Below are 23,177 nucleotides of genomic sequence, written 5' to 3'. Positions count from 1 at the left end.
CGGGCAGGGAAGGTGGCCACGACTCGCCTGGCGCGGGCAGGGCGGATGGCAGCGGCTCGCTCAGCGCGGGCACGGATGGCCCCGACTCGCGCGGGGCGAGGGCGGGCAACAGCCGCTCGCTCGGCGTGGGCACGGATGGCCCCGACTCGCGCGGGGCGAGGGCGGGGGACGGCCATGATTCGCGCGGGGCGAGTGCGGGGGACGGCGACGACCCGGGCGAGGCGAGTGCGGGGAACGGCCACGACTCGCGCGAGGCGAGTGCCGGGGACGGCCACGACATGCGCGGAGCGAGTGAGGGCGATGGCTGCGGCTCGCTCGCCGAAGGTGACCACCGCCCTTTCGCTGATGTCGGCGCCGCACCGATTCGCCACCCGCTGGCCGCCGCCTCCAACGGCGGCGGCCAGCGCCCTCTCGGCGGCGCGGGCAGCAGCAGCGACCCCGGCGGTGGCACCCGATCGGCCACCGGATCGCGAGCTGTCCCCAGCGTCGCGGACCCCGCGGCCGCGGCCCCCGATGCCGTCTCCGGCACCTCTGACACCGGCTCACGCCCAGGCGCGATCGCCGTCCCAACCGCACCTCCCCACCCCACGAACACCGCCGCTACCAGGGCGAACACCACCCCGGCCCAGCCCCACACCCGAGGACCGCCACGCTTGATCGACTCCATGGCTCCAGCGTGCGACACCCGGAACCCCCGTGGGGCGCCGTCGGGGAATCTGTGGACAACCGGAGCCCTTGTGGACAACTGCGGGCCTCCGCGGCCGCCGGTGGGGGAGGGGCTGGTGGCAGGGGGTAGAATCTTCTGCGCGGTCCGCGTCAGCGGGCTGACTTCGCGTGCACGTGCGCGCTCCCCGGCGGCCACTGGCCCGGCGGGCGAGTCGCACGGTGTCCGGCGGTCCCCGGTTTTCTCTCCCGGGGTCCGGGCACCGGCACGGGCACCAGGGCGAACGGCCACCCCGGCCGCGAGCGACAAACCGAGCAGCGCGTCAGCGGAACGCATGGCGCGCACGACACAGAAGAGGTGTGATTCCGGCAATGGCCGTCGTCACCATGAAGCAGCTGCTCGACAGCGGCGTGCACTTCGGGCACCAGACCCGCCGGTGGAACCCGAAGATGAAGCGCTACATCTTCACCGAGCGCAACGGCATCTACATCATCGACCTGCAGCAGACGCTGACCTACATCGACCGTGCGTACGAGTTCATCAAGGAGACCGTCGCGCACGGCGGCACCATCATGTTCGTCGGCACCAAGAAGCAGGCCCAGGAAGCCATCGCCAACGAGGCCGCGCGCGTGGGCATGCCCTACGTCAACCAGCGCTGGCTCGGCGGCATGCTGACCAACTTCCAGACCGTGCACAAGCGCCTCCTGCGCCTCAAGGAGCTCGAGGCCCAGGAGCAGACCGGCGGCTTCGCCGGCCTCACCAAGCGCGAGATCCTGACGCTGACCCGCGAGAAGGAAAAGCTGGAGAAGACCCTCGGCGGTATCCGCGACATGGCCAAGGTGCCGTCCGCGGTGTGGATCGTCGACACGAAGAAGGAGCACATCGCCGTCGGCGAGGCTCGGAAGCTGAACATCCCGGTCGTCGCGATCCTGGACACCAACTGCGACCCGGACGAGGTCGACTACCCGATCCCGGGCAACGACGACGCCATCCGCTCGGCCGCGCTGCTGACCAAGGTCGTCGCCGAGGCCGCGGCCGCCGGCCTGATGGCCCGCTCCAGCCGCAACGGTGCCTCCGCCGACGCGAAGCCGGAGCCGGGTGTCGCCTCCGACGAGCCGCTGGCCGAGTGGGAGAAGGAGCTGCTCGCCGGCTCCGAGACCGCCACCGAATCGGACGCAGCCGCAAATGCCGCCGCCGCGACCGAGGCCGCCACCGAGCAGGCGACCGCCTCCTCCTGATGTCCCACCGCCCGTGCGGCCGGCCCTCCGCGGGCCGGCCGCACCGGCGTAGCAACCCACAGATTTCCTGCAAAGGACGGATTTACCAGAATGGCGAACTACACCGCCGCTGACGTGAAGCGCCTGCGCGAGATGACCGGCGCCGGCATGATGGACTGCAAGAAGGCGCTGGAGGAGAACGACGGCGACTTCGAGAAGGCCATCGAGTTCCTCCGCATCAAGGGCGCCAAGGACGTCGGCAAGCGCGCCGAGCGCGCCACCGCCGAGGGCCTGGTCACCGGCGACGGCGGCGTCCTCATCGAGCTCGACTCCGAGACCGACTTCGTCGCGAAGAACGCCGACTTCCAGGCGCTCGCCGCGAAGATCGTCGACGTCGCGAAGACCCTCAAGACCTCCGACGTCGACGCGCTCAAGGGTGCCGAGCTCGACGGCAAGACCGTCAACGAGGTCGTCCAGGAGCTCTCGGCCCGCATCGGCGAGAAGCTCGAGCTGCGCCGCGTCGTGGCCTTCGAGGGCAAGACCGCGACCTACCTGCACCGCCGCGGCTCCGACCTGCCGCCGGCCGTCGGCGTGCTCGTCGAGTTCACCGGTGACGACGTCGACGCCGCCCGCGGTGCCGCCATGCAGGTCGCCGCGCTGCGCGCGAAGTACCTGACCCGCGAAGAGGTGCCGGCCGAGATCGTCGAGAACGAGCGCCGCATCGCCGAGCAGACCGCCCGCGAGGAAGGCAAGCCGGAGCAGGCCCTGCCGAAGATCATCGAGGGCAAGGTCAACGCCTACTACAAGGACAACGTCCTGCTCGAGCAGCCGTCGGTCAAGGACAACAAGAAGACCGTCAAGGCCCTGCTGGACGAGGCCGGCGTCACGCTGACCAAGTTCGCTCGCTTCGAGGTCGGCCAGGCCTGAGGCCAGGCCCGGGCGTAGGTTTCACCCAGTGCCCCGTCTCCGTCCATCGGGGACGGGGCACTGTCAGGTCTGGATATGACAAAAAACGGTCGAGGGGCGTAGGAGGCGACATAGATGGGTGACCGGGTCGAAGGTGGCTACCGGCGGGTGCTGCTGAAACTGGGCGGCGAAATGTTCGGCGGTGGTTCGATCGGCGTCGATCCGGATGTCGTCCACTCGGTCGCGCAGCAGATCGCCGACGTCGCCCGCACCGGCGTCCAGGTCGCCGTCGTGATCGGCGGCGGCAACTACTTCCGCGGCGCGGAGCTTCTCCCAGCGCGGCATGGACCGCGACCGCGCCGACTACATGGCGATGCTGGGCACCGTGATGAACTGCCTGGCGCTGCAGGACTTCCTGGAGAAGGAGGGCCTGCCCACCCGCGTGCAGACCGCCATCACGATGGGCCAGGTCGCCGAGCCCTACATCCCGCGCCGCGCCGAGCGGCACCTGGAGAAGGGCCGCGTCGTGATCTTCGGCGCCGGGGTCGGCATGCCGTACTTCTCCACCGACACCGCGGCCGCGCAGCGGGCGCTCGAGCTGGGCTGCGAAGCCGTGCTGATGGCGAAGGCCGTCGACGGCGTCTACACCGCGGACCCGAAGGCCGACCCGACCGCCGAGATGTTCCGCGAGATCACCCACCGCGAGGTGCTGGAGCGGGACCTCAAGGTCGCCGACGCGACGGCGTTCAGCCTCTGCATGGACAACAACATGCCGATCATCGTGTTCAACCTGCTCACCGAGGGGAACATCGCCCGCGCGGTCAGTGGTGAAAGAATCGGCACGTTGGTCAGCACCCCCGCCGAAGGGGTGCCGGCCTAGACCTGCTGGGATCAGCAAGCGCCACCCATCACAACAACGGGAGTGACCGTGATCGACGAGACCCTCCTCGATGCCGAGGAGAAGATGGAAAAAGCGGTGTCCGTCGCCAAGGACGAGCTGCAGTCGGTACGCACCGGCCGGGCTTCGTCGGCGATGTTCTCGCGGATCGTCGTCGAGTACTACGGCGCGCCGACCCCGCTGAACCAGCTGGCCAGCGTGAACGTGCCGGAAGCCCGCATGGCGCTCATCAAGCCGTACGACCAGACCCAGCTCGGCGCCATCGAGAAGGCGATCCGGGAGTCCGACCTCGGGGTCAACCCGAGCAACGACGGCCAGGTCATCCGCATCGTCATCCCGCAGCTCACCGAGGAGCGGCGCAAGGAGATGGTGAAGGTCGCCAAGGGCAAGGGCGAGGACGCGCGGGTGTCGATCCGCAGCGTCCGGCGCAAGGCCAAGGACGAGCTGGACCGCATCGCCAAGGACGGCGAGGCCGGCGAGGACGAGGTCGCGCGCGCGGAGAAGGAACTGCAGAACCTGACCGACACCTACGTGCACAAGGTCGACGAGCTGGTCAAGCACAAGGAAGCCGAGCTGCTCGAGGTCTGATGGCACAGGTGAGCGAGGAACGCGAGGACCGGGTGGACGCCACCGGAGACCGACCGGCCGGCGTGTCCGGGACACCGGAGCCGGGTGACGCCGGTGCTCCGGCCGCACCCGGGTTCCCCGGGACGGCGGGAGCGCCGGTCGTGCCGGAGGGGGCGCCCTCGGGGACGGGTGCGGCGGAGACGCCGGCGCCGCCGGAGGTCGTCAAGAAGGCCTCCAAGGCCGGCCGGAACCTGCCCGCCGCCATCGGGGTCGGCTTGCTGCTCGGGGCCGCCATCATCGTTTCGCTGCTCACCGTGCGGTTCCTGTTCATCGGGATCATCGCGATCGCGATCGCGGTCGGCACCTTCGAGTTCGCCGGGGTGCTGCGCCGGGTCGCCGACATCCGGGTCGCGATGATCCCGGTGCTCGTCGGCGGGCAGGCGATGATCTGGCTCGCCTGGCCGTTCGGGCGGGAAGGCGCGCTCACCGCGTTCGTCCTCACCGTCCTCGCCTGCCTGCTGTGGCGGCTGCCCGGCGGTGCCAAGGGCTACCTGCGCGACATCAGCGCGTCGACGTTCGCCGCCGCCTACCTGCCGCTCTTCGGGGCCTTCGCCGCCATGCTCGTGCCGCCGCACGACGGTGTCGGGCGGGTGCTCACCTTCCTCATCGGCGTCGTCGCGTCGGACACCGGCGGCTACATCGCCGGGGTGCTCGGCGGCAAGCACCCGATGGCGCCCACCATCAGCCCGAAGAAGACCTGGGAGGGCTTCGCCGGTTCGCTGGTCGGCGGGGTCGTCGCCGGGGCCCTGACGCTGAGCCTGCTGCTCGACGGCCACGTCTGGCAGGGCGTGATCTTCGGCATCGCGATCGTGCTGACCGCGACCCTCGGCGACCTCGTCGAGTCGCTGATCAAGCGCGATCTGGGCGTCAAGGACATGGGCACGCTGCTGCCCGGGCACGGCGGGATCATGGACCGCCTCGACTCGCTGCTGCCCTCAGCCGTCGTGTCCTGGCTGCTGCTGTCGGCCTTCGTGCCGCTCGGCTGAGACCGCGTCCCACCGCATCGTCGCCCGCAGTCCGAGCACCCGCTCGACGACCACGGCGACCTCCGGCCGGTCGTCGTCGCGCCGGTGCACCAACGACCACGGCCAGCGCGCCGGGGTGCTCACCGGGCGCCGCACCAGGCTCGGCGGGAACGGGGCCGTGTGCCGCTTCGGCGACTGCAGCACCGGCACCCGCAGCCGCGTCACGTGGTCGAAGAACGCCTGGCCCGTGACCCCGCCGTCGTCGATGTGGACGACGCGCGCGCCGCTGGCCGCCGCGTAGTCCAGCGCGAACTCGTTCCACGCCAGCCACGACGACTGGTCCGAGTCCACCAGCACCGACACCGCCGACGCGGGCACGGCGTCGGCCCGGGCCAGGCGGTGGTCGCCCGGCAGGACCGCGGGCATCGTCTCGACGCGCACGAGGTGCGCGGTCAGGTCCAGGGCGTCGAGCCGTTTCCGGTCGACCCACGCCAGCGCCAGGTCGAGCGTCCCTTCGGCGACGCGGACCACCTGCGTGTGCGACGGCAGCACCCACTCGTCGAGCCGGACGACGTCGCCGAGCAGCTGCGTCAGCTCCGCGGGCAGCCAGCTCACGTGCCCCAGGCGCAGCTTGGTGTGCGCGGTGCCGCGGACCCGCCGCGCGGCCGCGTCGGCCAGGTCCAGGATCTGCCGGGCGTCGCCGACCAACGCCGCTCCGGCGCGGGTCAGCTCGACGTGCCGCCGGTCGCGGACGAACAGGGCCGCGCCGAGCTCGCGTTCGAGCTTCTTGATCTGCTGCGACAGCGACGGGCTCGCGATGTGCAGCCGTTCCGCGGCCCGCGTGAAGTGCAGCTCCTCGGCCACCGCGAGGAAGTACCGCAACTGCCGCAGTTCCATGGGAGCACGGTAGACCTGCGGTGGGAGGTTCCGCCTAACAGAGGTAGGCGATGGTTCGTGGACCGCCGAAGCGTCCGGCGGTTTCACTCGGAGCATGCTCACCGAAACGCGCGCCCCGGCGCGGCTGGCGCTCACCGCCGTTTGCCTCGGCTTCGTGATGATCACGCTCGACGCGACCATCGTGAACCTGGCGCTCCCGGCGATCGGCGAAGACTTCGGCGAGCCGTCCACCGCCGCGCTGCAGTGGGTCGTCGACGCCTACACCGTCACGCTCGCCGCGTTCCTGCTCACCTGGGGCGCCGCCGGGGACCGGTGGGGGTCGCGACGCGTTTTCGAAGCCGGCGTCGCGGTCTTCGTGCTGGCGAGCATCGGCTGCGCGGTGGCCGGCTCGGCGCCGTGGCTGATCGCGGCGCGGGCGGTGCAGGGCGCGGGCGCCGCCGCGCTGCTGCCGTCGTCGCTCGCCTTGATCGTCCACCAGTTCCCGGACGCGCGCGCCCGCGCCCGCGCGCTCGGCGTGTGGGGTGGGATGAGCGGCGTCGGGCTCGCGGCCGGGCCGGTGCTCGGCGGCCTCGCGGTCGGGCTCGCCGACTGGCGGCTGGTGTTCGCCGTGAACGTGCCGGTCGGGATCGTCGCCATCGTCCTGACGCGGCGGGCGGTCACGGAACCACCGCGGCACGAGGCCCACCTCGACCCGGCCGGGCAGGTTTCCGGCACGGCGTCGCTGGCCGCGTTCGTCGCCGGGTTCATCGAAGCCGGGCACGCGGGCTGGCTCGCGCCCGCGACCCTCGCGCTGCTCGCCGGGGGAGTGGTGGCCGGGGTGGTGTTCGTGGTGGTCGAGAAGCGGGTCGCCGAACCCGTGCTGCCGCTCGGGATCCTGAAGATCCGGAACTTCGCGGTGGCGACCGGGATCGGCGGCCTGTTCAACTTCTGCCTCTACGGCACGCTCTTCAGCCTCGCCCTGTCCCTGCAACGCGACTGGTCGCTCGGCGCGCTCGCCGCCGGGCTCGCCCTGGTGCCGCTGACGATGGTCGTCGGGCTCAACGCTTTCTTCAGCGGACGCCTCACCGGGCGGTTCGGCCCGCGCGTCCCGATGGTCGCGGGGGCGATCGCCGGGCTCGGCGGCTCGATCGGCTTCGCCTTGCTGCCCGCCGAACGCGCGCTCGTGCCGTTCGTCGTGGTCTCGGTCGTCTTCGGCTGCTGCTCCCTGGCGATGCCCGCGATGACGTCGCTGGCGATGAACTCCTTGCCGGGCAAGGCCGGGCTGGCCGCGGGCGTGCTCAACGCGGCTCGCCAGACCGGCGGCGCGATCGGGGTCGCGCTCGTCGGCGCGCTGGCCCCGGCCGCCGGGATGTGGCTGGTGGCGGCCGGGTACGCGCTGGTCGCGGGGCTGGCGTTCGCCGAGCGTCAGTCGTCGTAGGGGTCGTCGACCTCGGCGCGGCCCCAGTCCTCGGAGACGCGCGAGTGGTCGATCACGGCGAAGACCGCGCCTTCCGGGTCGGCCAGGATCGACATCCGGCCGAACGGGGTGTCGTAGGGCTGGATGACGACGGTGCCGCCGTGCATCAGCGCCTCGCCCGCGACCGCGTCGGCGCCGCGGGCCGGGTCGATGTCGAAGTACACGAGCCAGTGCGGCGGGGTGTCCAGGCTGTACTCCGACCCCATCACGTACCGGTACAGCACCGGCTCGTGCTCGATGAGCCATTCGACGTAGTCCAGCGACTCGCCGTCGCCGATCTGGTGGCTCGAGTAGGTGAAGAGCTTGGTGTAGAAGTGATCCGCCGCGACGCCGTCGTGGGTGTTGAGGTCCGCGCCGCTGAAGGTGTTGGGGATCCCGGTGACGAACTCCCAGTCCGGCGGCACCTCCCAGAACACCACCGGCGCGCCGCACGCGTCGTAGGCGTGCAGGATCGTGCCGCGCCGCGGGATCGGCATCGGGCCGAGCGTCAGCTTGCCGCCGAGGTGTTCCACCCATTCGGCCGCACTGGCGGTGTGCGGCACGGACAGGTGCGGCATCCAGCCCAGCGGCGCGCCCTGCGCGGCGCGGTAGAGCCCGCCGACCGGGAGGGTGTTGAGCGACGCGATCGCGTAGCGCCCGTCGGACGTCGCCGGATCTCGCTGAGTGGTGTACTCCCAGCCGAAGAGGGCACCGTAGAATCTCTCCGCGATGGCCGGCTCGCGGCAGGCCAGCTCGATCCAGCACGGAATTCCGGCCGGGACCGGGGATGGGGTACTGGACGGGCCGAATGCCATGTGTGCTCCTCCCGATACCCACCGCATTCTAGGCGTGATCCGTGAGGTTTCGGCCAAGATTTTGCTGCCGGGAGATCACTGAGGACAGCGGGAGGAGCAGCGGGTGCGGTGGCCGTCGCGGCGCGCGGAAGTCGTGCCGAGTCCGAACATCTGGTACTACCAGGCCGATTACGAGCTGGAGAACCGGGCGCAGGACAGCCGTGGCGAGATCTGGCGCGTGCTGCGCGAGGAGTTCGACTGGGCCGGCAAGGACGTCTTGGACGTCGGCTGCGGTGACGGGTTTCACTTGCCGCGCTTCGCCCGCGAAGCGCGTTCGGTGCTCGGGGTGGAGCCGCACGAGCCGCTCGTGCGCGACGCTTTGAAGCGCGTGCGGGGCCTGGCGAACGTCGATGTCAAGCTCGGGCGGGCGCAGCGGCTGCCGGTCCGCAGCGCGAGTGTCGACGTCGTCCACGCGCGCACGGCGTACTTCTTCGGGCCCGGGTGCGAGCCGGGGCTGGCGGAGGCCGAGCGGGTGCTGCGGCCGGGCGGGGCGATCCTGATCGTCGACCTCGACGTCACCAGCGAGCCCTACGGCCGCTGGATGCGCGCCGACCTACCGCACTACGACCCTGCCGCGGTCGAACGGTTCTTCGCCCGCGCCGGGTTCGGCTGCCGTCGCGTCGCCACCGAGTGGCGGTTCGCCACCGCGGCGGACCTCGAAGCGGTGCTGAAGATCGAGTTCAGCAAGCCCGTCGCCGAACAGGCGATCGCGGAGTCCTTGCAGCGTAACGGGAATCGCGAACGGGACCTGACGCTGCCGGTGGGCTACCGCGTCCACGCGCGGGTCAAGCCCACCGGCCTCGTCCTGCCAGGTCACTCGGCCGCCGCCTCGCCGGAGGAGGACTCGTCTTCGTCCTCGCCGAGGATGCCGTAGAGCGAGCGCCGGGCGTCGTTGAGCACCTCGGCCGCGCGGGCCTGCTGGCTCTCGGTGCCCGCGCGCATGATCTGCACGACGGCCGCGGCGAGGTTCTTGCCCGCCTTAGCCAGGCCGACCTCGGCCGGGTCGACGTCCTGGGCGATCTGCTCCCACGGCGGGGTGCTGTCCTGCTGCTCCGCGGCGGCGCGGCCGGCGTCGGTCAGCTCGAACAGCTTCTTGCCGTGCTCGTCCTTGCTGATGACGAGGCCTTCGTCGGCCAGCAGCTGCAGCGTCGGGTAGACCGAGCCGGGGCTCGGCCGCCAGAAGCCGCCGGAGCGCTCGCCGATCTCGCGGATGATCTCGTAGCCGTGCCGGGGCTGCTCGGCGAGCAGCGCCAGGATCGCGGCGCGGACGTCACCGCGGCGGCTACGCCGTCCGCCGTGACCCCGCCGGCCCGGACCGTGGCCGCGACCGCGTCCACCGGGGCCGAAGCCCGGGGGAACTCGCCGAAACCACCGAAGGGCCCGAAAGGTGCGCGCCCACGTTCGTGGGCGAAGGGGTGTCGTTGCCTACGCATGTCTGTGTTCCTTTCTCGAACTGTTGCGACACGTTCACGATATATCGGAAACGGTCGCCTCGCAACCCGATGGCGGTGACACCGCTCACGGAACTTGAGCCCTCAAGTTCCGGCGAACTAGGGTAGGCAAGCCTAAAGACCTGTTAGCAGAGGTAACGACCAGTGCGGACCCGAACGCTCCCGCTCACGGCCGGGCTGGTGGTCCTCACCGCGGCCGTGGCCGCCGCCGTGCTCCTCAGCATCGCCGTCGGCACCCGCGGCCTGAGCCCGGCCACCGTGCTGGACGCGCTCTTCCACTTCGACGCCGCGAACCCCGACCACCTCGTCGTCCGCGAACTCCGGCTCCCGCGCACGCTCGCCGGGGTGCTCGCCGGGGTCGCGCTGGCCCTGTCCGGCGCCGTCATCCAAGGGGCGACGCGCAACCCGCTCGCCGATCCCGGCCTGCTCGGGGTCAACGCGGGCGCCGCGCTCTTCGTCGTCCTCGGCATCAGCACGTTCGGCATCGCGAGCATCGGCGGCTACGTCTGGTTCGGCTTCCTCGGCGCCGCGGCCGCCGGAGCCGTCGTCTACGGCGTCAGCTCGCTGGGCCGGGCCGGGGCGACGCCGGTGAAGCTCGCGCTCGCCGGAGCCGCGGTGACGGCGGCACTGGCGTCGGTGACGAGCGCGTTGCTGCTCACCGACCAGACGACGTTCGACCAGTACCGGTTCTGGCAGGTCGGCTCGCTGACCGGCCGCGACGCGGCGACGATCATCCAGGCCGTGCCGTTCGTGGTCGCGGGCGTGGTGCTCGCCCTCGTCGCCGCCCGGCTGCTCAACGCCCTCGCGCTCGGCGAGGACGTCGCCCGCTCGCTCGGCCAGAACGTCCCGGTGGCGCGGCTGGTGTGCGCGCTCGCCGTCGTCGTCCTGTGCGGGTCCGCGACGGCGATCGCCGGGCCCATCGCGTTCGTCGGGCTCACCGTGCCGCACGTCGCGCGGCTCGTCACCGGCCCCGACCACCGCTGGCTCCTGCCGTACTCCGCGCTGCTCGCGCCGCTGCTCCTGCTCGTGTCCGACGTCGTCGGCCGCGTGGTCGCCCGCCCGGCCGAGGTGCAGGTCGGGATCATCACCGCGCTCCTCGGCGCGCCGGTGTTCGTGTTCCTGGTGCGGCGCCGGAAGGTCGTGGCAGTGTGAGCGCCGTCGAGGTGGTCGCCGCCGCGCGCCGTCGCGGCGTGGTCCGGGCCCGTGCCGTATCAGTGGTGCTGGCGCTCGCGATCGTCGCCGTCTTCGCGATTTCCCTGGCGGTGGGCGACTTCCCGGTGCCGCTGGGCGACCTGCCGGGCCTGCTCTTCGGCGGTGACAGCGTCGGCCGCGCGGCTTACGTCGTCACGGAGCTGAGGCTGCCGCGCGCGATCACCGGCGTCCTCGTCGGCATCGCCTTCGGGACGTCCGGCGCGCTCTTCCAGCGTCTCCTGCGCAATCCGCTGGCCAGTCCGGACGTCATCGGCGTGACGCAGGGCGCGAGCGCGGCGGCGGTCGTCGCGATCGTCCTCTTCGGGGCCGGGGGAGCGGTCGTCTCCATCGCGGCGTTGGCCGGCGCGGTGCTGACCGGCGCGACGATCTACCTCCTGGCCCGCCGCGGCGGCGTCCACGGCTACCGGCTGGTCCTCGTCGGCGTCGGCGTCGGGGCGGTGCTGACCAGCGTCATCTCGTACCTGATGACCTGGGCCGACGTCACCCTCGCGCAGCAGGCTCTGGTCTGGCTGACCGGCAACCTCAACGGCCGCGGCTGGGACCACGCCGGGCCGCTGGCCGCCGCGCTCGTCGTCCTGCTGCCCGCCGCGCTGCTGCGGAGCCGCGCGCTCACCGGGCTGCAGCTCGGCGACGACACCGCGGCGGGGCTGGGGCTGAGAGTCGAACGCAGCCGCCTGGTCCTGCTGCTGATCGCCGTCGCGCTCGCCGCCTTCGCGACGGCGGCCGCGGGACCCGTCGCCTTCGTCGCGTTCGTGGCCAACCCGATCGCGACGCGGCTCGTCGGCGGCGCCCGCGCGGGTCTCGTCCCGGCCGCCTTGACCGGGGCGCTCGTCGTGCTGCTCGGCGACTTCGCCGCCCAGCACCTGCTCGGCCACCAGCTGCCGGTCGGCGTCGTCACCGGCGCCGTGGGCGCGCCGTACCTGCTGTGGCTGCTGGCCACCGCCAACCGCGCCGGGCGAGTGTGAGAGGAACGCCGTGACACTGCACACCGAGAACCTCGACCTCGGCTACGGGCCGCTGCGCGTGGTCAAGGACCTGTCCGTGCGGATCCCGCCCGGCAAGGTGACCATGATCGTCGGGACCAACGCGTGCGGGAAGTCGACGCTGCTGCGCGGCCTCGCCCGGCTGCTCACGCCGACCGCGGGCGCGGTCTACCTCGACGGCGAGGGCATCACGACGCTGCGCAGCAAGGACGTCGCCACCGTGCTCGGCCTGCTGCCGCAGTCGCCGACCGCGCCCGAGGGCATCACCGTCGCCGACCTCGTCGGCCGCGGCCGCTACCCGCACCAGGGCATGTTCCGCCGCTGGAGCGCCGAAGACGACGACGCCGTCGCGAAGGCGATGGTCGCGACCGACACCGTCGAGCTGGCCGCCCGGCCGGTCGACGAGCTGTCCGGCGGGCAGCGCCAGCGCGTCTGGATCGCCATGGCGCTGGCCCAGCGGACGCCGTTGCTGCTGCTCGACGAGCCCACGACGTTCCTCGACATCGCCCACCAGGTCGAGGTCCTCGACCTGCTGTCCGAGCTGAACGCCGAGGACGGCCGGACCATCGTCATCGTCCTGCACGACCTCAACCTGGCCGCCCGCTACGGCGACCACCTCATCGCGATGAAGGACGGCCGGATCGCCGCCGAGGGCGCGCCCGCCGACATCCTCACCGCCGACCTCGTCGCCGACGTCTTCGGCATGCCCTGCCGGGTCATCGAAGACCCGGTCTCCGCCACGCCGCTGATCGTCCCGATCGGCAAGCGGCGGGCCACCCCGAAAGGAAACCCCGATGCGTCCTAAGTGGACTCGACTGACCGCCGCCCTCGCCGCGGTCACCCTCCTCGCCGCCTGCGGGCAGCCCGAGAAGCCGAGCAGCTCCGGCGTCGGCGACCAGGAGGTCGCCACCGGCGGACGGCTGTTCTCGACCGCGGACAGCGAGACCGCGAAACTCGGCGCCGACGTCGGCCCCGGCGTCTTCCCGCGCACCGTCACCCACGCGCTGGGCAAGACGAAGCTGGAGAAGAAGCCAGCGCGGGTCGTGGTCCTCGACAGCGGCGAGCTCGACGACGTCCTCGCGCTCGGCGTCACCCCGGTCGGGATGGCCACCACCGCCGGGCAGAGCGGCGTGCCGTCGTACCTCGCCGACCGCGTCAAGGGCATCCCGACGGTCGGGGAGATCAACAACCTCAACCTCGAGGCGATCGCCGCGCTGACGCCGGACCTGATCGTCGGCAGCAAGCTGCGCGCCAAGGACCTCTACCCGCAGCTGTCGAAGATCGCGCCGACGGTGTTCAGCATCCGGCCCGGGTTCCCGTGGAAGGAGAACCTGCTGCTGGTCGGGGCCGCGCTGGGTGACGAGACGAAGGCCGTCGGGCTGCTGAACGACTACCAGAAGCGCGCGAACGAGGTGAAGGCTTCGGTGAAGGGCGCGCCGAAGATTTCGCTGCTGCGGTTCCTGTCCGGCAACATCCGGCTCTACGGCAACCTGTCGTTCATCGGCGTGATCCTCAAGGACGTCGGCCTCGCGCGGCCGGCGAACCAGAACATCGACGAGCTGGCCGCGCAGATCTCCAAGGAGCGCATCGACGAAGCCGACGCCGACTGGATCTTCTACTCCAGCTACGGCGCGGGCCCGAGCGCGGACGAGAAGGCCGTCACCAGCAGTGGGCTGTGGGCGGGCCTCGGCGCGGTCAAGGCGAAGCACGCGATCCCGGTCGCCGACGAGGTCTGGTTCCTCGGTCTCGGTCCGATCGGGGCGATGAAGGTCCTCGACGACCTCAAGAAGTACTTGGGCTGAGAAGATCGGCAGGTGCCGGAAACCATCGACGAGATCGACGCGCGCCTGCTCGAGGCGTTGCGGGAGGACCCCCGGTCCACCGCGGTCGCTTTGGCCGAGCGGCTGGGCCTGTCCCGGAATACGGTGCAGGCCCGGCTCGCGCGGCTCGACCAGCGCGGCGTCCTCGGGTCGTTCGAACGCCGCATCGACCCGGCGCGGCTGGGCTACCCGCTGCGCGCCTTCGTCAACGCCATGGTCGACCAGCGGCGCCTCGCGGAGGTCGCCGAAGCGCTCTCGGCCATCCCCGAGGTCACCGAGGTCTGCGGGCTGACCGGGGCGAGCGACCTCATGGTGCAGGTCGTCGCGGTCGACGCCGACGACCTCTACCGCGTCGCCGGCCACATCCTCGCCTCGCCCGGGGTGGAGCGGACGAACATCTCGCTCGTCATGCGCGAGCTCGTCCCGTACCGGCTGACGCCCCTGCTGGAGCGCGTGCATTCTGCGCACCCGGAGACCTGAGCCGTCCGATTCCGGTGGGCATTCTGCTCACTCGCCACGACATCGGTTGTGCGATGCGTGCACCAGTGCTGTTCTGGTGTGCGCTTCCTGCACGAAAGGTGTCGACGATGACTCAGGCCTCCCCGACGGCTCCGGCGACCGGCTCCGCCGAGCTCGCCGCGATCGAACGGCGGGTGCTGTGGCTCGCCACCGCGATCGTGCACCAGGCCAACCGCGTCCGGCCGAACCCGTCCGGGCTCAAGGTCGGCGGGCACCAGGCTTCGTGCGCGTCGCTGGTCTCGATCATGACGTCGCTGTGGTTCCGGCACCTGCGGCCCGAGGACCGCGTCTCGGTGAAGCCGCACGCGTCGCCGGTGCTCCACGCGATCAACTACCTGCTCGGCGAGCTCGACGAGGCCTACCTGCCGACGCTGCGCGAGTTCGGCGGCCTGCAGAGCTACCCGAGCCGCGCCAAGGACCCCGACCCCGTCGACTACTCGACCGGCTCGGTCGGCATCGGCGCGACCGCCCCGATCTGGGGTGCGCTGGCCCGCCGCTACCTGACGACCCGGGGTTCTTCCGCCGGGACCGGCCGCCAGTACTCGCTGGTCGGCGACGCCGAGCTGGACGAAGGCGCGATCTGGGAGGCGATCCTCGACCCGGGCGTCGCCGAGCTGGGCGAGATCGTCTGGATCGTCGACCTCAACCGCCAGTCGCTCGACCGGGTCGTCCCGAACATCGCGGCCGGGCGGCTGCAGGGCATGTTCGACGCGGCGGGCTGGCAGGTGCTGACGCTCAAGTACGGGCGGCTGCTGGAAGAGCTGTTCACCCGGCCCGGCGGCGCCGAGCTGCGCGCCCGCATCGACGCGATGCCGAACCCCGAGTACCAGCGGCTGCTGCGGTGCGACGCCGCGCAGGTGCGCGACCGGCTGCCCGCGGGCGACGCGGCGCTCGCCGGGCTGGTGGCGTCGCTCGACGACGAGACGCTGCTGGCCGCCATCCGCAACCTCGGCGGCCACGACCTCGGCTCGCTCGACGAGGTCTTCGCGTCCATTTCGGACAGCCGGCCGACGGTCATCTTCTGCTACACCGTGAAGGGCCGTGGGCTGCCGACGCAGGGGCACCCGCAGAACCACTCTTCGCTGCTGACCGTCGCACAGATGGAAGAGCTCGCCGCTTCGCTGGGTACGGACCTCTCGTCGCCGTGGGAGCGCTTCGCGGACGGGTCCTCCGAAGCCGCGTTGTGCGCTGAAGTCGCTTCGCGCCTTCGCCGTCCTGAAGTTCCTTCGCTGCCTTCGGTGGAACTGCCGGTCGACATCGGGCGTACGCCGTCCGGGACCGCGACGACGCAGGCGGCGCTGGGACGCGTTCTGCTCGACCTGACGCGCGAAGCGCCCGAAGCGGCGAAGCGCGTCGTGACGGTCAGCCCCGACGTCAGCTCGACGACCAACCTCGGCGGCTGGGTCAACAAGGTCGGCGTCTGGTCGGCGACTGAGCGGCGCGACTGGTTCGAGGACGACCCTGAGACGATCATGCACTGGCGCGAGAAGCCCACCGGCCAGCACCTCGAGCTCGGCATCGCCGAGACGAACCTGGTCGGCCTGCTGGGCGAGCTGGGCGCGACCTGGAGCCGCTGGGGCGAGCCGCTGCTGCCCATCGGCGTCATGTACGACCCGTTCGTCGAGCGCGCGCTGGAGCCGTGGTCGTTCGGCATCTACGCGGGCGGGCAGTCGATCCTGATCGGCACGCCGTCCGGCGTCACGCTCGCCCCCGAAGGCGGCGCGCACCAGTCGATCACCACGCCGTCGATCGGCATCGAGCAGCCCGGCTGCGTCAGCTACGAACCGGCGTTCGCGATCGACACCGAGTGGACGCTGCTCGCGGCGCTCGGGCGGCTCGGCAAGCCGGGCGGCACGTCGTCGTACTTCCGGCTCTCGACGCGCCCGGTCGACCAGACCCTGGCCGCGGTGCCGACGGACCCGGCGGCGCGCGAACGCCGTCGCCGCCAGGTCGTGGCGGGGGCTTACCTGCTGCGCCGCGCCTCGGCGCCGGCGGTCACGCTGGCGGCGATGGGCGCGCTCGTGCCGGACACCCTGGCGGCGGCCGAGCGGCTGGCACAGGTCGGCGTCGAGGCCGACGTCGTCTGCGTGACGAGTCCCGGCCTGCTGTTCGAGGCGGTCCAGGCGCGGGGCGGCCGGGGGAGCGGCGAGTCGTGGATCCTCGACCAGATCTTCCCGGCGTCACGGGCGAAGCCGCTGGTCACGGTGCTCGACGGACACCCGCACACGCTGGCGTTCCTCGCCGGGATCAACCGGGTCCCGTCGGTCGCGCTCGGTGTCACGGGCTTCGGCCAGTCCGGCTCGATCGAGGACGTCTACCGGTACCACGGCATCGACACGGACGCGATCATCCGCGCCGCGCTCGACGTGACGGCCTAGGCGGTCGTGCCAGGGGTGTGCCAGCGCCGTGTGCGCGGCCTGCCAGCGCGGCCCGGCAGGGTTCTGGAACAAGATTCCAGACCTTGAGGAGCTGCCATGCACACCCCAGTCACGATCATCGGTGCCGGTCTCGGCGGGCTCACCCTCGCCCGAGTCCTGCACGTCCACGGCATCCCGGCGGAGGTCTACGAAGCCGAGTCGTCGCCGATGGCCCGCATGCAAGGCGGGATGCTCGACATCCACGACTACAACGGGCAGCTCGCCGTCGAGGCGGCCGGGCTCATGGCCGAGTTCCGCGGCCTGGTCCTCGAAGGCCGCGAGGCTATGCGGATCCTCGACCGCGACGGGACCGTCCTGTTCGAGAAGGCCGACGACGGCACGGGCGGGCGTCCCGAAGTCCAGCGCGGCGAGCTGCGGCAGCTCCTGCTCGACGCGCTCCCCGAGGGGACCGTCCGGTGGGGACGCAAGGCCACCGGCGCCCGGACGCTCGACGACGGCCGCCACGAGGTGACGTTCGCCGACGGCGGCACCGTCGTCACAAGCCTGCTGGTCGGCGCGGACGGGGCCTGGTCACGGGTGCGGCCGCTGCTGACCGACGCCGTCCCCGAGTACGCCGGGACCGCGTTCGTCGAGACGTACCTGTACGAAGCCGACACCCGGCACCCGGAGGCGGCGAAGGCGGTCGGGGGCGGGTCGATGTTCTCGAACGGCCCGACGCCCGGCGACGCCATCAACGCGCACCGGGAAACCGGCGACACGCTGCACACGTACGTGCAGCTGTCCCGGCCCCTGGAATGGTTCGAGGCCCTCGACCTCACGGACGCGACGCCGATCGTGCGGGAGTTCGACGGCTGGGCCCCGGAACTGCTCGCCCTGATCACCGACGGCGACACCCCGCCGGTCCTGCGTTTGCACCACGCGTTGCCGGCAGGACAGCGGTGGTCGCGGGTCCCGGGCGTGACCCTGGTCGGCGACGCGGCCCACCTCACCGCCCCCAACGGCGAGGGCGCCAACCTGGCGATGCTCGACGGCGCCGAGCTCGGCCAGGCGCTCGCCGCGCACCCGGACGACGTCGAGGCGGCGCTCGCCGAGTACGAGCAGGCCATGTTCGTCCGCGCGGAGACCCCGACGGACGAGGCGGCGCTGCTCGAGAGCCTCTTCGGCGGCGAACCTCCCCAGCACCTGCTCGACCTGATCGCCGAGCAGGAGAAATGATCAGGTGAAGGTGGCGCCGGCGAGCAGGTTGTCCATCTTCGCGTCCCAGCCGGGGAAGGCCCCGTACTGGACGACGAGGATCTTGCTCGTCGGCAGCCACCACATGCGGACCTGGCTGTTCTGCGCCGAGTCCGCGCACGTGACCTGCCAGCGGCCGTACTCGGCCTTCTTCGGGCCGACCGGCGCGAACCCGGACTCGAGCAGGGTGCTGCCCGTGGCTTCCGCGCCGGCCCCGGGCGGTGCGGCGGGCGTGATGCACAACGGCACGTCTGTGCCCGTGTACCAGCCGAAGGGCCGCTTCGCGCTCGGGACGTTGAAGGGCGCGTTGGGGTCCGAAGTCGTTTCGCGCAGGTCCAGGAGCCGTGCTTCGCAGACGACGGTGCCTTCGCTGATGCAGCCGTCGAGGAGGCCGTCCTGGCTGTGTTCGGTGTACTCGGCGCCCAGCGGCAGGGTCACGCGCATGGTCCCGACGGCGATCTGCGGGCCGGCGGCCGAGGTCGGCACGGGCTGGGCCTGTCCCGCGGTCGACGTGCTGCACGCGGCGGCACCCAGCACCACCGCGACGGCCAGGACGCTGCGCCGGAAGATCACGGGCTCACCTCTTTCGTCCGGGGTTGGACTCTTCGACGGCCGTCCCGGTTTCGCCGGTGACCTGGCCTACATCCGGCGAGGGCGGCCCGGGCGGCGCTGGTGGGCGCGTGGGACACTGGTCAGGTTATGACTGCCCTCCCGCTCGTCTTCGACGCCCCCAAGCGTGGCCTGCCGCCGCGCCACCTCGCCGACCTCTCGGTCGCGGACCGGGCGGCCGCGGTCGCCGAGCTGGGGGAGAAGCCGTTCCGCGCGAAGCAGCTGTCGAACCACTACTTCTCCCGCCTGACGGTCGACCCGGCGGAGATGACGGACATCCCGGCGGCTTCGCGCGCGCGGCTCGTCGAGTCGCTGATGCCGACGCTGCTGACGGAGGTCCGCGCGCTGGCGGCGGACAACGGCGCGACCCGCAAGACGCTGTGGCGGGCGCACGACGGCACGCTGCTGGAGAGCGTCCTGATGCGCTACCCGGACCGCGCGACGCTGTGCATCTCGAGCCAGGCGGGCTGCGGCATGGCGTGCCCGTTCTGCGCGACGGGCCAGGGCGGCCTGGACCGCAACCTTTCGACGGCGGAGATCGTGGACCAGGTCCGCTCGGCGGCGGCGGTCATGCGCGACGGCACGATGCCGGGTGGCCCCGGACGGCTGTCGAACATCGTGTTCATGGGGATGGGCGAGCCGCTGGCCAACTACAAGCGCGTGGTGGCGGCGGTCCGGCGGATCACGGATCCGGCGCCGGGTGGTCTGGGGATCGGTCAGCGGTCGGTGACGGTGTCGACGGTGGGTCTCGCCCCGGCGATCCGGCGTCTCGCCGATGAGAAGATGCAGGTGCGGCTGGCGGTGTCGCTGCACACGCCGGACGACGAGCTGCGGGACACGCTGGTGCCGGTGAACAACCGGTGGTCGGTGGACGAGGTGCTCTCGGCTGCGCGGTATTACGCGGACACGTCGGGTCGGCGGGTGTCGATCGAGTACGCGTTGATCCGGGACATCAACGACCAGCCGTGGCGGGCGGAGTTGCTGGCTCGCCGGTTGCGTCAGCACCTGGGTCAGCTGGTGCACGTGAACGTGATCCCGTTGAACCCGACGCCGGGGTCGAAGTGGGACGCGTCGCCGAAGCCGGTGGAGCGGGAGTTCGTGCGGCTGGTGAACGCGGGCGGAGTAGCGTGCACGGTGCGCGACACGCGGGGCCAGGAGATCGCCGCCGCGTGTGGGCAGCTGGCCGCTGAAGGCTGAGTTTTCGTTTCTGTGATGGGAAGTTCGTCGTGATGTATGCCCCCAGCCTGTTGGACCCGGCTGCGGAATCGTTGAAGCTCGCGGATTTCGGTGGTGCGACGGACGTCGCCCGCGAAGCGCGGACGTTGCTGGGCGAGCGGTTCAGCTCGGTGACGTTCATGTACGTGCTGATGCGGGCGTTCGAGGTCGAGTACGCGGCGGCCTGCGATGCTGCGCGATGGCACGAATTCCACGGTGGGCCTCGGGCGCTTTCGGATGCCGATCTGGAGAAGCTGCTCGCTCCGTGGCTCGATCGCTGATCATTTCGATCACGGTCGGTCATGCATCGGTCGCCTGGTGACGTACTCCGCAGCCGCCGTGTGGATGACCACGAGAACTGTACGAATCTGCTTGCTGACCTGCTCGTCGGCTGAGGCTTGACTCATCGCGGCTCGTGGAAGTTCGCTGCAACGCGTTTGCCGCGGCTAGACTCCGAGGTGCACAGATAGAGGGCACAACGTCGCTCAACGAGGGCATATGGGAGGCCCGGTCGGCTGTCGGCAACGTGCGGTTTCACCGGCTGTCATCAGTGAACGGGGTTGCCGTTCGTGCCTCCGTCGTCGGTCTCGAGGGTCCGATCCCGGCCAGCGCATCGGTCGTTGCTGCTGTGTGCTTTGGGTCGTAGGTCAGCGCAGCTCGGCGGCCCAGTCGGCGAAGAAGGCACGTACGGTCGCGACATCATCCGTGGCTACGGGAATGGCATCGTCTGGGAACCGGTCGAGGCTACCGATCATCTGGCTGAAGATTGCCTTGTCGAACCCGCGATCGAAGTCTGCGGCGAGGGTGAGAAGAAGTTCTTTCGGATAACGCTTGGACAGCGCGTACACGTCGGCGAAGTCGCGGGCCTCGGCCCGGTCGAACAGGGCGACGACTTTGCGGCCGGCGAGTTCTTCGAGGTTGAAGGTGGGCCCGGCGACGCTGATCGTCGGAGGTTGATGGGGCGGGGAATCTAAGGCGATGTCGACGAGCAACTCCTCGTCCGCGCTGACCATCAGCCGACAGAAATCTGGGCTGTCGCGGAGCCGGTGTGAGGACCAGCCAGCGGCCCTGACCGCCGCTTCGAGTTCATCTCGCGCTGCCGCGACGTCGCCGCACTGTTGACTGGCGAAGAAGTCCAGGTCTTGAGTCGGGCGTTCGGTGAGGTGCTGTGCGATCAGTGCGGCGCCGCCCGCGAGCAGGAATCCCTCGCTCGCGGGCAGCGCGAAGAACATGTGTGCAACTTGCAGCTGGAACTGGGTGAGAGCTGTAGAGCTTCTCGTTGGGATCTGGATCAGGCACTACGCAGCGACCTCACCAGCTTCAGTGACCACCGGTTGCCAGGCTTCGCGGATGTCCCTCGGCAGCACCATCTCGTCCCACAGATCAACCAGCAAAGCGCCGTCAATGTAGGTCAGGATGTCTTCATGCCCGCCTTCGCGGAGCACGATCTCGTAGACCCATGCCCGCTCACGTCGATCCCGCAGGTGGAAGGTGCGGCCTGGAGCGGACCAGTTCAGATGCAACGGCAGAGTTACGCTGGCCAATGCTTCCCGGACGCTCAGTCGCGGCAACACAGAAGGCACTGTGATCGTCCGGCCGCGCGAGGTCTTGACCTCAGAAAACGTCACGCGAGGTCGGGTGGTCAGCTCGAACCCGGCCGCTGCGAGCACCCTGCCTGCTGTCTCTAAGGTCGGTGACTTGTGACCATGTTCGTAGGCGGATATCGCCGTGTTGGATGTCTGTGCGCGGTCTGCTAGTTCCTCTTGGCGCAGGCCGGCCGCCTGGCGGGCTTCCAGTAGCAAGTTCGTCATCGCGGCACCTCCTTGGTCACTTATCCGAAAGGATAACCTGCGAGGGAGCGGCTTGTCTTCCATCGTTGAGCATGGCCGATGTCTTTGGAGGCCTGTACCTGACGGTTCTGGGTGTATGACGGCGGAAGTTGCAGGTCAGAGTCATATAAGAGTGTTGTGGCTGCCTGTGGTGTCGTCTTGCGGTGACCGGTTTCATAGGGTGGTCAGGCAGTCATGTATCAGGCCGAGACGGGGCCGGGGAGTGCGCCGGACACGGTCGGCGCAACCCGGCTCTGACCAGGCTGGGGTCTGCTGCAGCAGTCACGCTCGAGTGCTGGTCATCTGAGCCCCGAATCGGTCCTGGCTCACCCGCAGTGTGACCCAGGGCGGGGGAGTGGTTGCTACCTGCGGTGACAACAGACTCCACGCTCGCTGGTCGTGTCAACCCGCGGGTCTGGGGCGAGCGTCCGCACGTCGGCCCATAACTCAATCCATCCCATGGCTTGGTTGCTGACCAGCTGGAGCGCAGGTGGTGCGACGGACGTCGCCCGCGAAGCGCGGACGTTGCTGGGCGAGCGGTTCAGCTCGGTGACGTTCATGTACGTGCTGATGCGGGCGTTCGAGGTCGAGTACGCGGCGGCCTGCGACGCCGCGCGGTGGCACGAATTCCACGGTGGGCCTCGGGCCCTTTCGGATGCCGATCTGGAGAAGCTGCTCGCTCCGTGGCTCGATCGCTGAACATCCGGCGAGCCGTGCCGTACCGCCGACCGTCTCTCACTCCCGCTCAGTCCCCGTCGATGGGCCGCAGGCGCACGGCCGGAGCCCGTCCATCAGGAGGTTCAGCAGCCGGGCGGCCATGGCCTGGTGCCGGGGTGCGCCCGTCACGGTGAAGATGCCGATGAGTGCGGCAGCGATGTCTTCGGCGGGGACGTCGGCCCGCAGTTCCCCGCTCGCGCGGCCGGCTTCGAGGATGTCGTCGATGGCCGCGAGCAGCTCGGTCCGGGTGTCGGCGTGGGCGATCTCGCCCGACTCGACCATCGCGAGCAGCGTGTCGAGCATTCCGTTCTTGGTCGCGATCCACTCGCCGAACAGGTCCATCCAGCGTCGCAGTGCCGCGGGCGGGTCGAACCGGGCCAGCAGCTCCCGGGCACCGGCGGTCAACCGCGAGACCTGGTCCCGGTAGACCGCGTCCACCAGGGACTCGCGCGTGGGGAAGTGCCGGTAGAGCGTGGCGATGCCGACCCCGGCTTCGTGGGCGATCGCGCGCATCGACGGCTCGTCCTCGGCCGCGGCGAACATGCGGGTCGCCACGTCCAGCAGCTGCCGGCGGTTGCGGGTGGCGTCCGCGCGCGGTCGGCGGGGCTCTGCGTCGGCCAAAACGGTTCACGCTCCACTTGTGCTCGGGTCACTCGCGTAAACGAAGCATAGTCCGTTTACGGTGGGCTGGGACGTCCGCGCCGGGAGGGCGCGGTTCGGCCGCCGGGCGTCGATCGCGCCAGCCCCG

General features: G+C 70.9%; 23 protein-coding genes and 2 pseudogenes. 17 read left to right on the top strand and 8 right to left on the bottom strand.

Annotation, left to right across the window (positions count from 1 at the left end; genetic code table 11):
- Nucleotides 1-1,035: 1,035 nt before the first annotated feature.
- From rpsB to QP939_RS00940, 5 genes and pseudogenes are all read left to right on the top strand, one after another.
- Nucleotides 1,036-1,902, top strand: coding sequence for a 30S ribosomal protein S2 (rpsB, locus tag QP939_RS00960; RefSeq protein ID WP_285454550.1), 867 nt, complete (start codon nucleotides 1,036-1,038; stop codon nucleotides 1,900-1,902).
- 90 nt (nucleotides 1,903-1,992) lie between these two features.
- Nucleotides 1,993-2,808, top strand: a complete 816-nt coding sequence (tsf, locus tag QP939_RS00955) for a translation elongation factor Ts (protein ID WP_285454549.1) — start codon at nucleotides 1,993-1,995, stop codon at nucleotides 2,806-2,808.
- 114 nt (nucleotides 2,809-2,922) lie between these two features.
- Nucleotides 2,923-3,517 (top strand): annotated as a pseudogene (locus tag QP939_RS00950) (uridine monophosphate kinase); the annotation flags it as partial.
- A 198-nt stretch (nucleotides 3,518-3,715) separates the two neighbouring features.
- Entirely contained in the window at nucleotides 3,716-4,273 is a 558-nt protein-coding gene (gene frr / locus QP939_RS00945; protein ID WP_285454548.1) for a ribosome recycling factor, read from the top strand.
- A complete protein-coding gene (locus tag QP939_RS00940) occupies nucleotides 4,273-5,298 on the top strand; it encodes a phosphatidate cytidylyltransferase (protein WP_285454547.1) in 1,026 nt (341 codons plus the stop codon). The genes frr and QP939_RS00940 overlap by 1 nt, the downstream gene beginning before the upstream one ends.
- Here the strand turns inward: QP939_RS00940 and QP939_RS00935 are convergent.
- Nucleotides 5,248-6,174 carry a LysR family transcriptional regulator gene (locus QP939_RS00935; RefSeq protein WP_285454546.1) on the bottom strand — a complete coding sequence of 309 codons (927 nt, stop codon included), beginning with the start codon at nucleotides 6,172-6,174 and terminating at the stop codon, nucleotides 5,248-5,250. The genes QP939_RS00940 and QP939_RS00935 overlap by 51 nt on opposite strands.
- Nucleotides 6,175-6,268: 94 nt before the next feature.
- Here QP939_RS00935 and QP939_RS00930 point away from each other — a divergent pair, with 94 nt between their 5' ends.
- Complete coding sequence (locus tag QP939_RS00930; protein WP_285454545.1) at nucleotides 6,269-7,591, top strand: MFS transporter; 1,323 nt, start codon at nucleotides 6,269-6,271, stop codon at nucleotides 7,589-7,591.
- Here the strand turns inward: QP939_RS00930 and QP939_RS00925 are convergent.
- On the bottom strand, nucleotides 7,579-8,424 hold the full coding sequence (locus tag QP939_RS00925) for a VOC family protein (RefSeq protein ID WP_285454543.1): 846 nt from the start codon (nucleotides 8,422-8,424) through the stop codon (nucleotides 7,579-7,581). The two genes, QP939_RS00930 and QP939_RS00925, sit on opposite strands and share 13 nt — an antisense overlap.
- 103 nt (nucleotides 8,425-8,527) lie before the next feature.
- Here QP939_RS00925 and QP939_RS00920 point away from each other — a divergent pair, with 103 nt between their 5' ends.
- Complete coding sequence (locus QP939_RS00920) at nucleotides 8,528-9,337, top strand: class I SAM-dependent methyltransferase (RefSeq protein WP_285454542.1); 810 nt, start codon at nucleotides 8,528-8,530, stop codon at nucleotides 9,335-9,337.
- On the opposite strand, the gene QP939_RS52145 is transcribed toward QP939_RS00920, so the two are convergent.
- Nucleotides 9,277-9,414: a hypothetical protein gene (locus tag QP939_RS52145; protein WP_285454541.1), complete on the bottom strand. Its 138-nt coding sequence runs from the start codon at nucleotides 9,412-9,414 to the stop codon at nucleotides 9,277-9,279. The two genes, QP939_RS00920 and QP939_RS52145, sit on opposite strands and share 61 nt — an antisense overlap.
- A gap of 159 nt (nucleotides 9,415-9,573) precedes the next feature.
- Nucleotides 9,574-9,666 (bottom strand): annotated as a pseudogene (locus QP939_RS52140) (PadR family transcriptional regulator); the annotation flags it as partial.
- A gap of 392 nt (nucleotides 9,667-10,058) precedes the next feature.
- Between QP939_RS52140 and QP939_RS00905 the strand changes: the two are divergent.
- The 7 genes from QP939_RS00905 (at nucleotide 10,059) to QP939_RS00875 (ending at nucleotide 18,041) form a co-directional block, all read left to right on the top strand.
- Complete coding sequence (locus QP939_RS00905) at nucleotides 10,059-11,066, top strand: FecCD family ABC transporter permease (RefSeq protein WP_285454540.1); 1,008 nt, start codon at nucleotides 10,059-10,061, stop codon at nucleotides 11,064-11,066.
- Nucleotides 11,063-12,091: a FecCD family ABC transporter permease gene (locus QP939_RS00900; RefSeq protein ID WP_285454539.1), complete on the top strand. Its 1,029-nt coding sequence runs from the start codon at nucleotides 11,063-11,065 to the stop codon at nucleotides 12,089-12,091. Before QP939_RS00905 ends, QP939_RS00900 begins: the two co-directional genes overlap by 4 nt.
- Before the next feature lie 10 nt (nucleotides 12,092-12,101).
- A complete protein-coding gene (locus tag QP939_RS00895) occupies nucleotides 12,102-12,914 on the top strand; it encodes an ABC transporter ATP-binding protein (RefSeq protein WP_285454537.1) in 813 nt (270 codons plus the stop codon).
- The gene (locus QP939_RS00890) at nucleotides 12,904-13,911 is read left to right on the top strand and encodes an ABC transporter substrate-binding protein (RefSeq protein ID WP_285454536.1); all 1,008 of its coding nucleotides are present in this window, start codon (nucleotides 12,904-12,906) and stop codon (nucleotides 13,909-13,911) included. The genes QP939_RS00895 and QP939_RS00890 overlap by 11 nt, the downstream gene beginning before the upstream one ends.
- A gap of 12 nt (nucleotides 13,912-13,923) precedes the next feature.
- The gene (locus tag QP939_RS00885; RefSeq protein ID WP_285454535.1) at nucleotides 13,924-14,409 is read left to right on the top strand and encodes an Lrp/AsnC family transcriptional regulator; all 486 of its coding nucleotides are present in this window, start codon (nucleotides 13,924-13,926) and stop codon (nucleotides 14,407-14,409) included.
- Between the two features lie 107 nt (nucleotides 14,410-14,516).
- A complete protein-coding gene (locus QP939_RS00880; protein WP_285454534.1) occupies nucleotides 14,517-16,826 on the top strand; it encodes a thiamine pyrophosphate-binding protein in 2,310 nt (769 codons plus the stop codon).
- Between the two features lie 96 nt (nucleotides 16,827-16,922).
- Nucleotides 16,923-18,041 (top strand): FAD-dependent oxidoreductase, encoded by a 1,119-nt coding sequence (locus QP939_RS00875; RefSeq protein ID WP_285454533.1) that lies wholly within the window; start codon nucleotides 16,923-16,925, stop codon nucleotides 18,039-18,041.
- On the opposite strand, the gene QP939_RS00870 is transcribed toward QP939_RS00875, so the two are convergent.
- Nucleotides 18,042-18,632 (bottom strand): hypothetical protein, encoded by a 591-nt coding sequence (locus tag QP939_RS00870; protein WP_285454532.1) that lies wholly within the window; start codon nucleotides 18,630-18,632, stop codon nucleotides 18,042-18,044.
- A 126-nt stretch (nucleotides 18,633-18,758) separates the two neighbouring features.
- On the opposite strand from QP939_RS00870, the gene rlmN reads away from it, so the two are divergent.
- Entirely contained in the window at nucleotides 18,759-19,865 is a 1,107-nt protein-coding gene (rlmN, locus tag QP939_RS00865) for a dual-specificity RNA methyltransferase RlmN (RefSeq protein ID WP_285454531.1), read from the top strand.
- A gap of 32 nt (nucleotides 19,866-19,897) precedes the next feature.
- Nucleotides 19,898-20,164, top strand: coding sequence for a hypothetical protein (locus tag QP939_RS00860; RefSeq protein ID WP_285454529.1), 267 nt, complete (start codon nucleotides 19,898-19,900; stop codon nucleotides 20,162-20,164).
- A 366-nt stretch (nucleotides 20,165-20,530) separates the two neighbouring features.
- On the opposite strand, the gene QP939_RS00855 is transcribed toward QP939_RS00860, so the two are convergent.
- A complete protein-coding gene (locus QP939_RS00855; protein WP_285454528.1) occupies nucleotides 20,531-21,115 on the bottom strand; it encodes a nucleotidyl transferase AbiEii/AbiGii toxin family protein in 585 nt (194 codons plus the stop codon).
- A gap of 66 nt (nucleotides 21,116-21,181) precedes the next feature.
- Nucleotides 21,182-21,694: a helix-turn-helix transcriptional regulator gene (locus QP939_RS00850; protein WP_285454527.1), complete on the bottom strand. Its 513-nt coding sequence runs from the start codon at nucleotides 21,692-21,694 to the stop codon at nucleotides 21,182-21,184.
- Nucleotides 21,695-22,171: 477 nt separating this feature from the next.
- Here QP939_RS00850 and QP939_RS00845 point away from each other — a divergent pair, with 477 nt between their 5' ends.
- A complete protein-coding gene (locus tag QP939_RS00845) occupies nucleotides 22,172-22,411 on the top strand; it encodes a hypothetical protein (RefSeq protein ID WP_285454526.1) in 240 nt (79 codons plus the stop codon).
- A 36-nt stretch (nucleotides 22,412-22,447) separates the two neighbouring features.
- Here the strand turns inward: QP939_RS00845 and QP939_RS00840 are convergent, their stop codons facing one another.
- The gene (locus QP939_RS00840) at nucleotides 22,448-23,050 is read right to left on the bottom strand and encodes a TetR/AcrR family transcriptional regulator (protein ID WP_285454524.1); all 603 of its coding nucleotides are present in this window, start codon (nucleotides 23,048-23,050) and stop codon (nucleotides 22,448-22,450) included.
- Nucleotides 23,051-23,177: the final 127 nt, after the last annotated feature.

The sequence above is a fragment of the Amycolatopsis nalaikhensis genome, assembly GCF_030264295.1.
Lineage (GTDB): Bacteria > Actinomycetota > Actinomycetes > Mycobacteriales > Pseudonocardiaceae > Amycolatopsis > Amycolatopsis nalaikhensis.
This window is presented reverse-complemented; position numbering and strand designations above follow the sequence as displayed.

Bases quoted from the DNA above. Each gene is read 5' to 3' on its own strand.
- rpsB (WP_285454550.1), top strand. From the start codon at position 1,036: ATGGCCGTCGTCACCATGAAGCAGCTGCTCGACAGCGGCGTGCACTTC.
- tsf (WP_285454549.1), top strand. From the start codon at position 1,993: ATGGCGAACTACACCGCCGCTGACGTGAAGCGCCTGCGCGAGATGACC.
- QP939_RS00940 (WP_285454547.1), top strand. From the start codon at position 4,273: ATGGCACAGGTGAGCGAGGAACGCGAGGACCGGGTGGACGCCACCGGA.
- QP939_RS00935 (WP_285454546.1), bottom strand. From the start codon at position 6,174: ATGGAACTGCGGCAGTTGCGGTACTTCCTCGCGGTGGCCGAGGAGCTG.
- QP939_RS00930 (WP_285454545.1), top strand. From the start codon at position 6,269: ATGCTCACCGAAACGCGCGCCCCGGCGCGGCTGGCGCTCACCGCCGTT.
- QP939_RS00925 (WP_285454543.1), bottom strand. From the start codon at position 8,424: ATGGCATTCGGCCCGTCCAGTACCCCATCCCCGGTCCCGGCCGGAATT.
- QP939_RS00890 (WP_285454536.1), top strand. From the start codon at position 12,904: ATGCGTCCTAAGTGGACTCGACTGACCGCCGCCCTCGCCGCGGTCACC.
- QP939_RS00880 (WP_285454534.1), top strand. From the start codon at position 14,517: ATGACTCAGGCCTCCCCGACGGCTCCGGCGACCGGCTCCGCCGAGCTC.
- QP939_RS00875 (WP_285454533.1), top strand. From the start codon at position 16,923: ATGCACACCCCAGTCACGATCATCGGTGCCGGTCTCGGCGGGCTCACC.
- rlmN (WP_285454531.1), top strand. From the start codon at position 18,759: ATGACTGCCCTCCCGCTCGTCTTCGACGCCCCCAAGCGTGGCCTGCCG.
- QP939_RS00860 (WP_285454529.1), top strand. From the start codon at position 19,898: ATGTATGCCCCCAGCCTGTTGGACCCGGCTGCGGAATCGTTGAAGCTC.
- QP939_RS00855 (WP_285454528.1), bottom strand. From the start codon at position 21,115: ATGTTCTTCGCGCTGCCCGCGAGCGAGGGATTCCTGCTCGCGGGCGGC.
- QP939_RS00850 (WP_285454527.1), bottom strand. From the start codon at position 21,694: ATGACGAACTTGCTACTGGAAGCCCGCCAGGCGGCCGGCCTGCGCCAA.
- QP939_RS00845 (WP_285454526.1), top strand. From the start codon at position 22,172: ATGGCTTGGTTGCTGACCAGCTGGAGCGCAGGTGGTGCGACGGACGTC.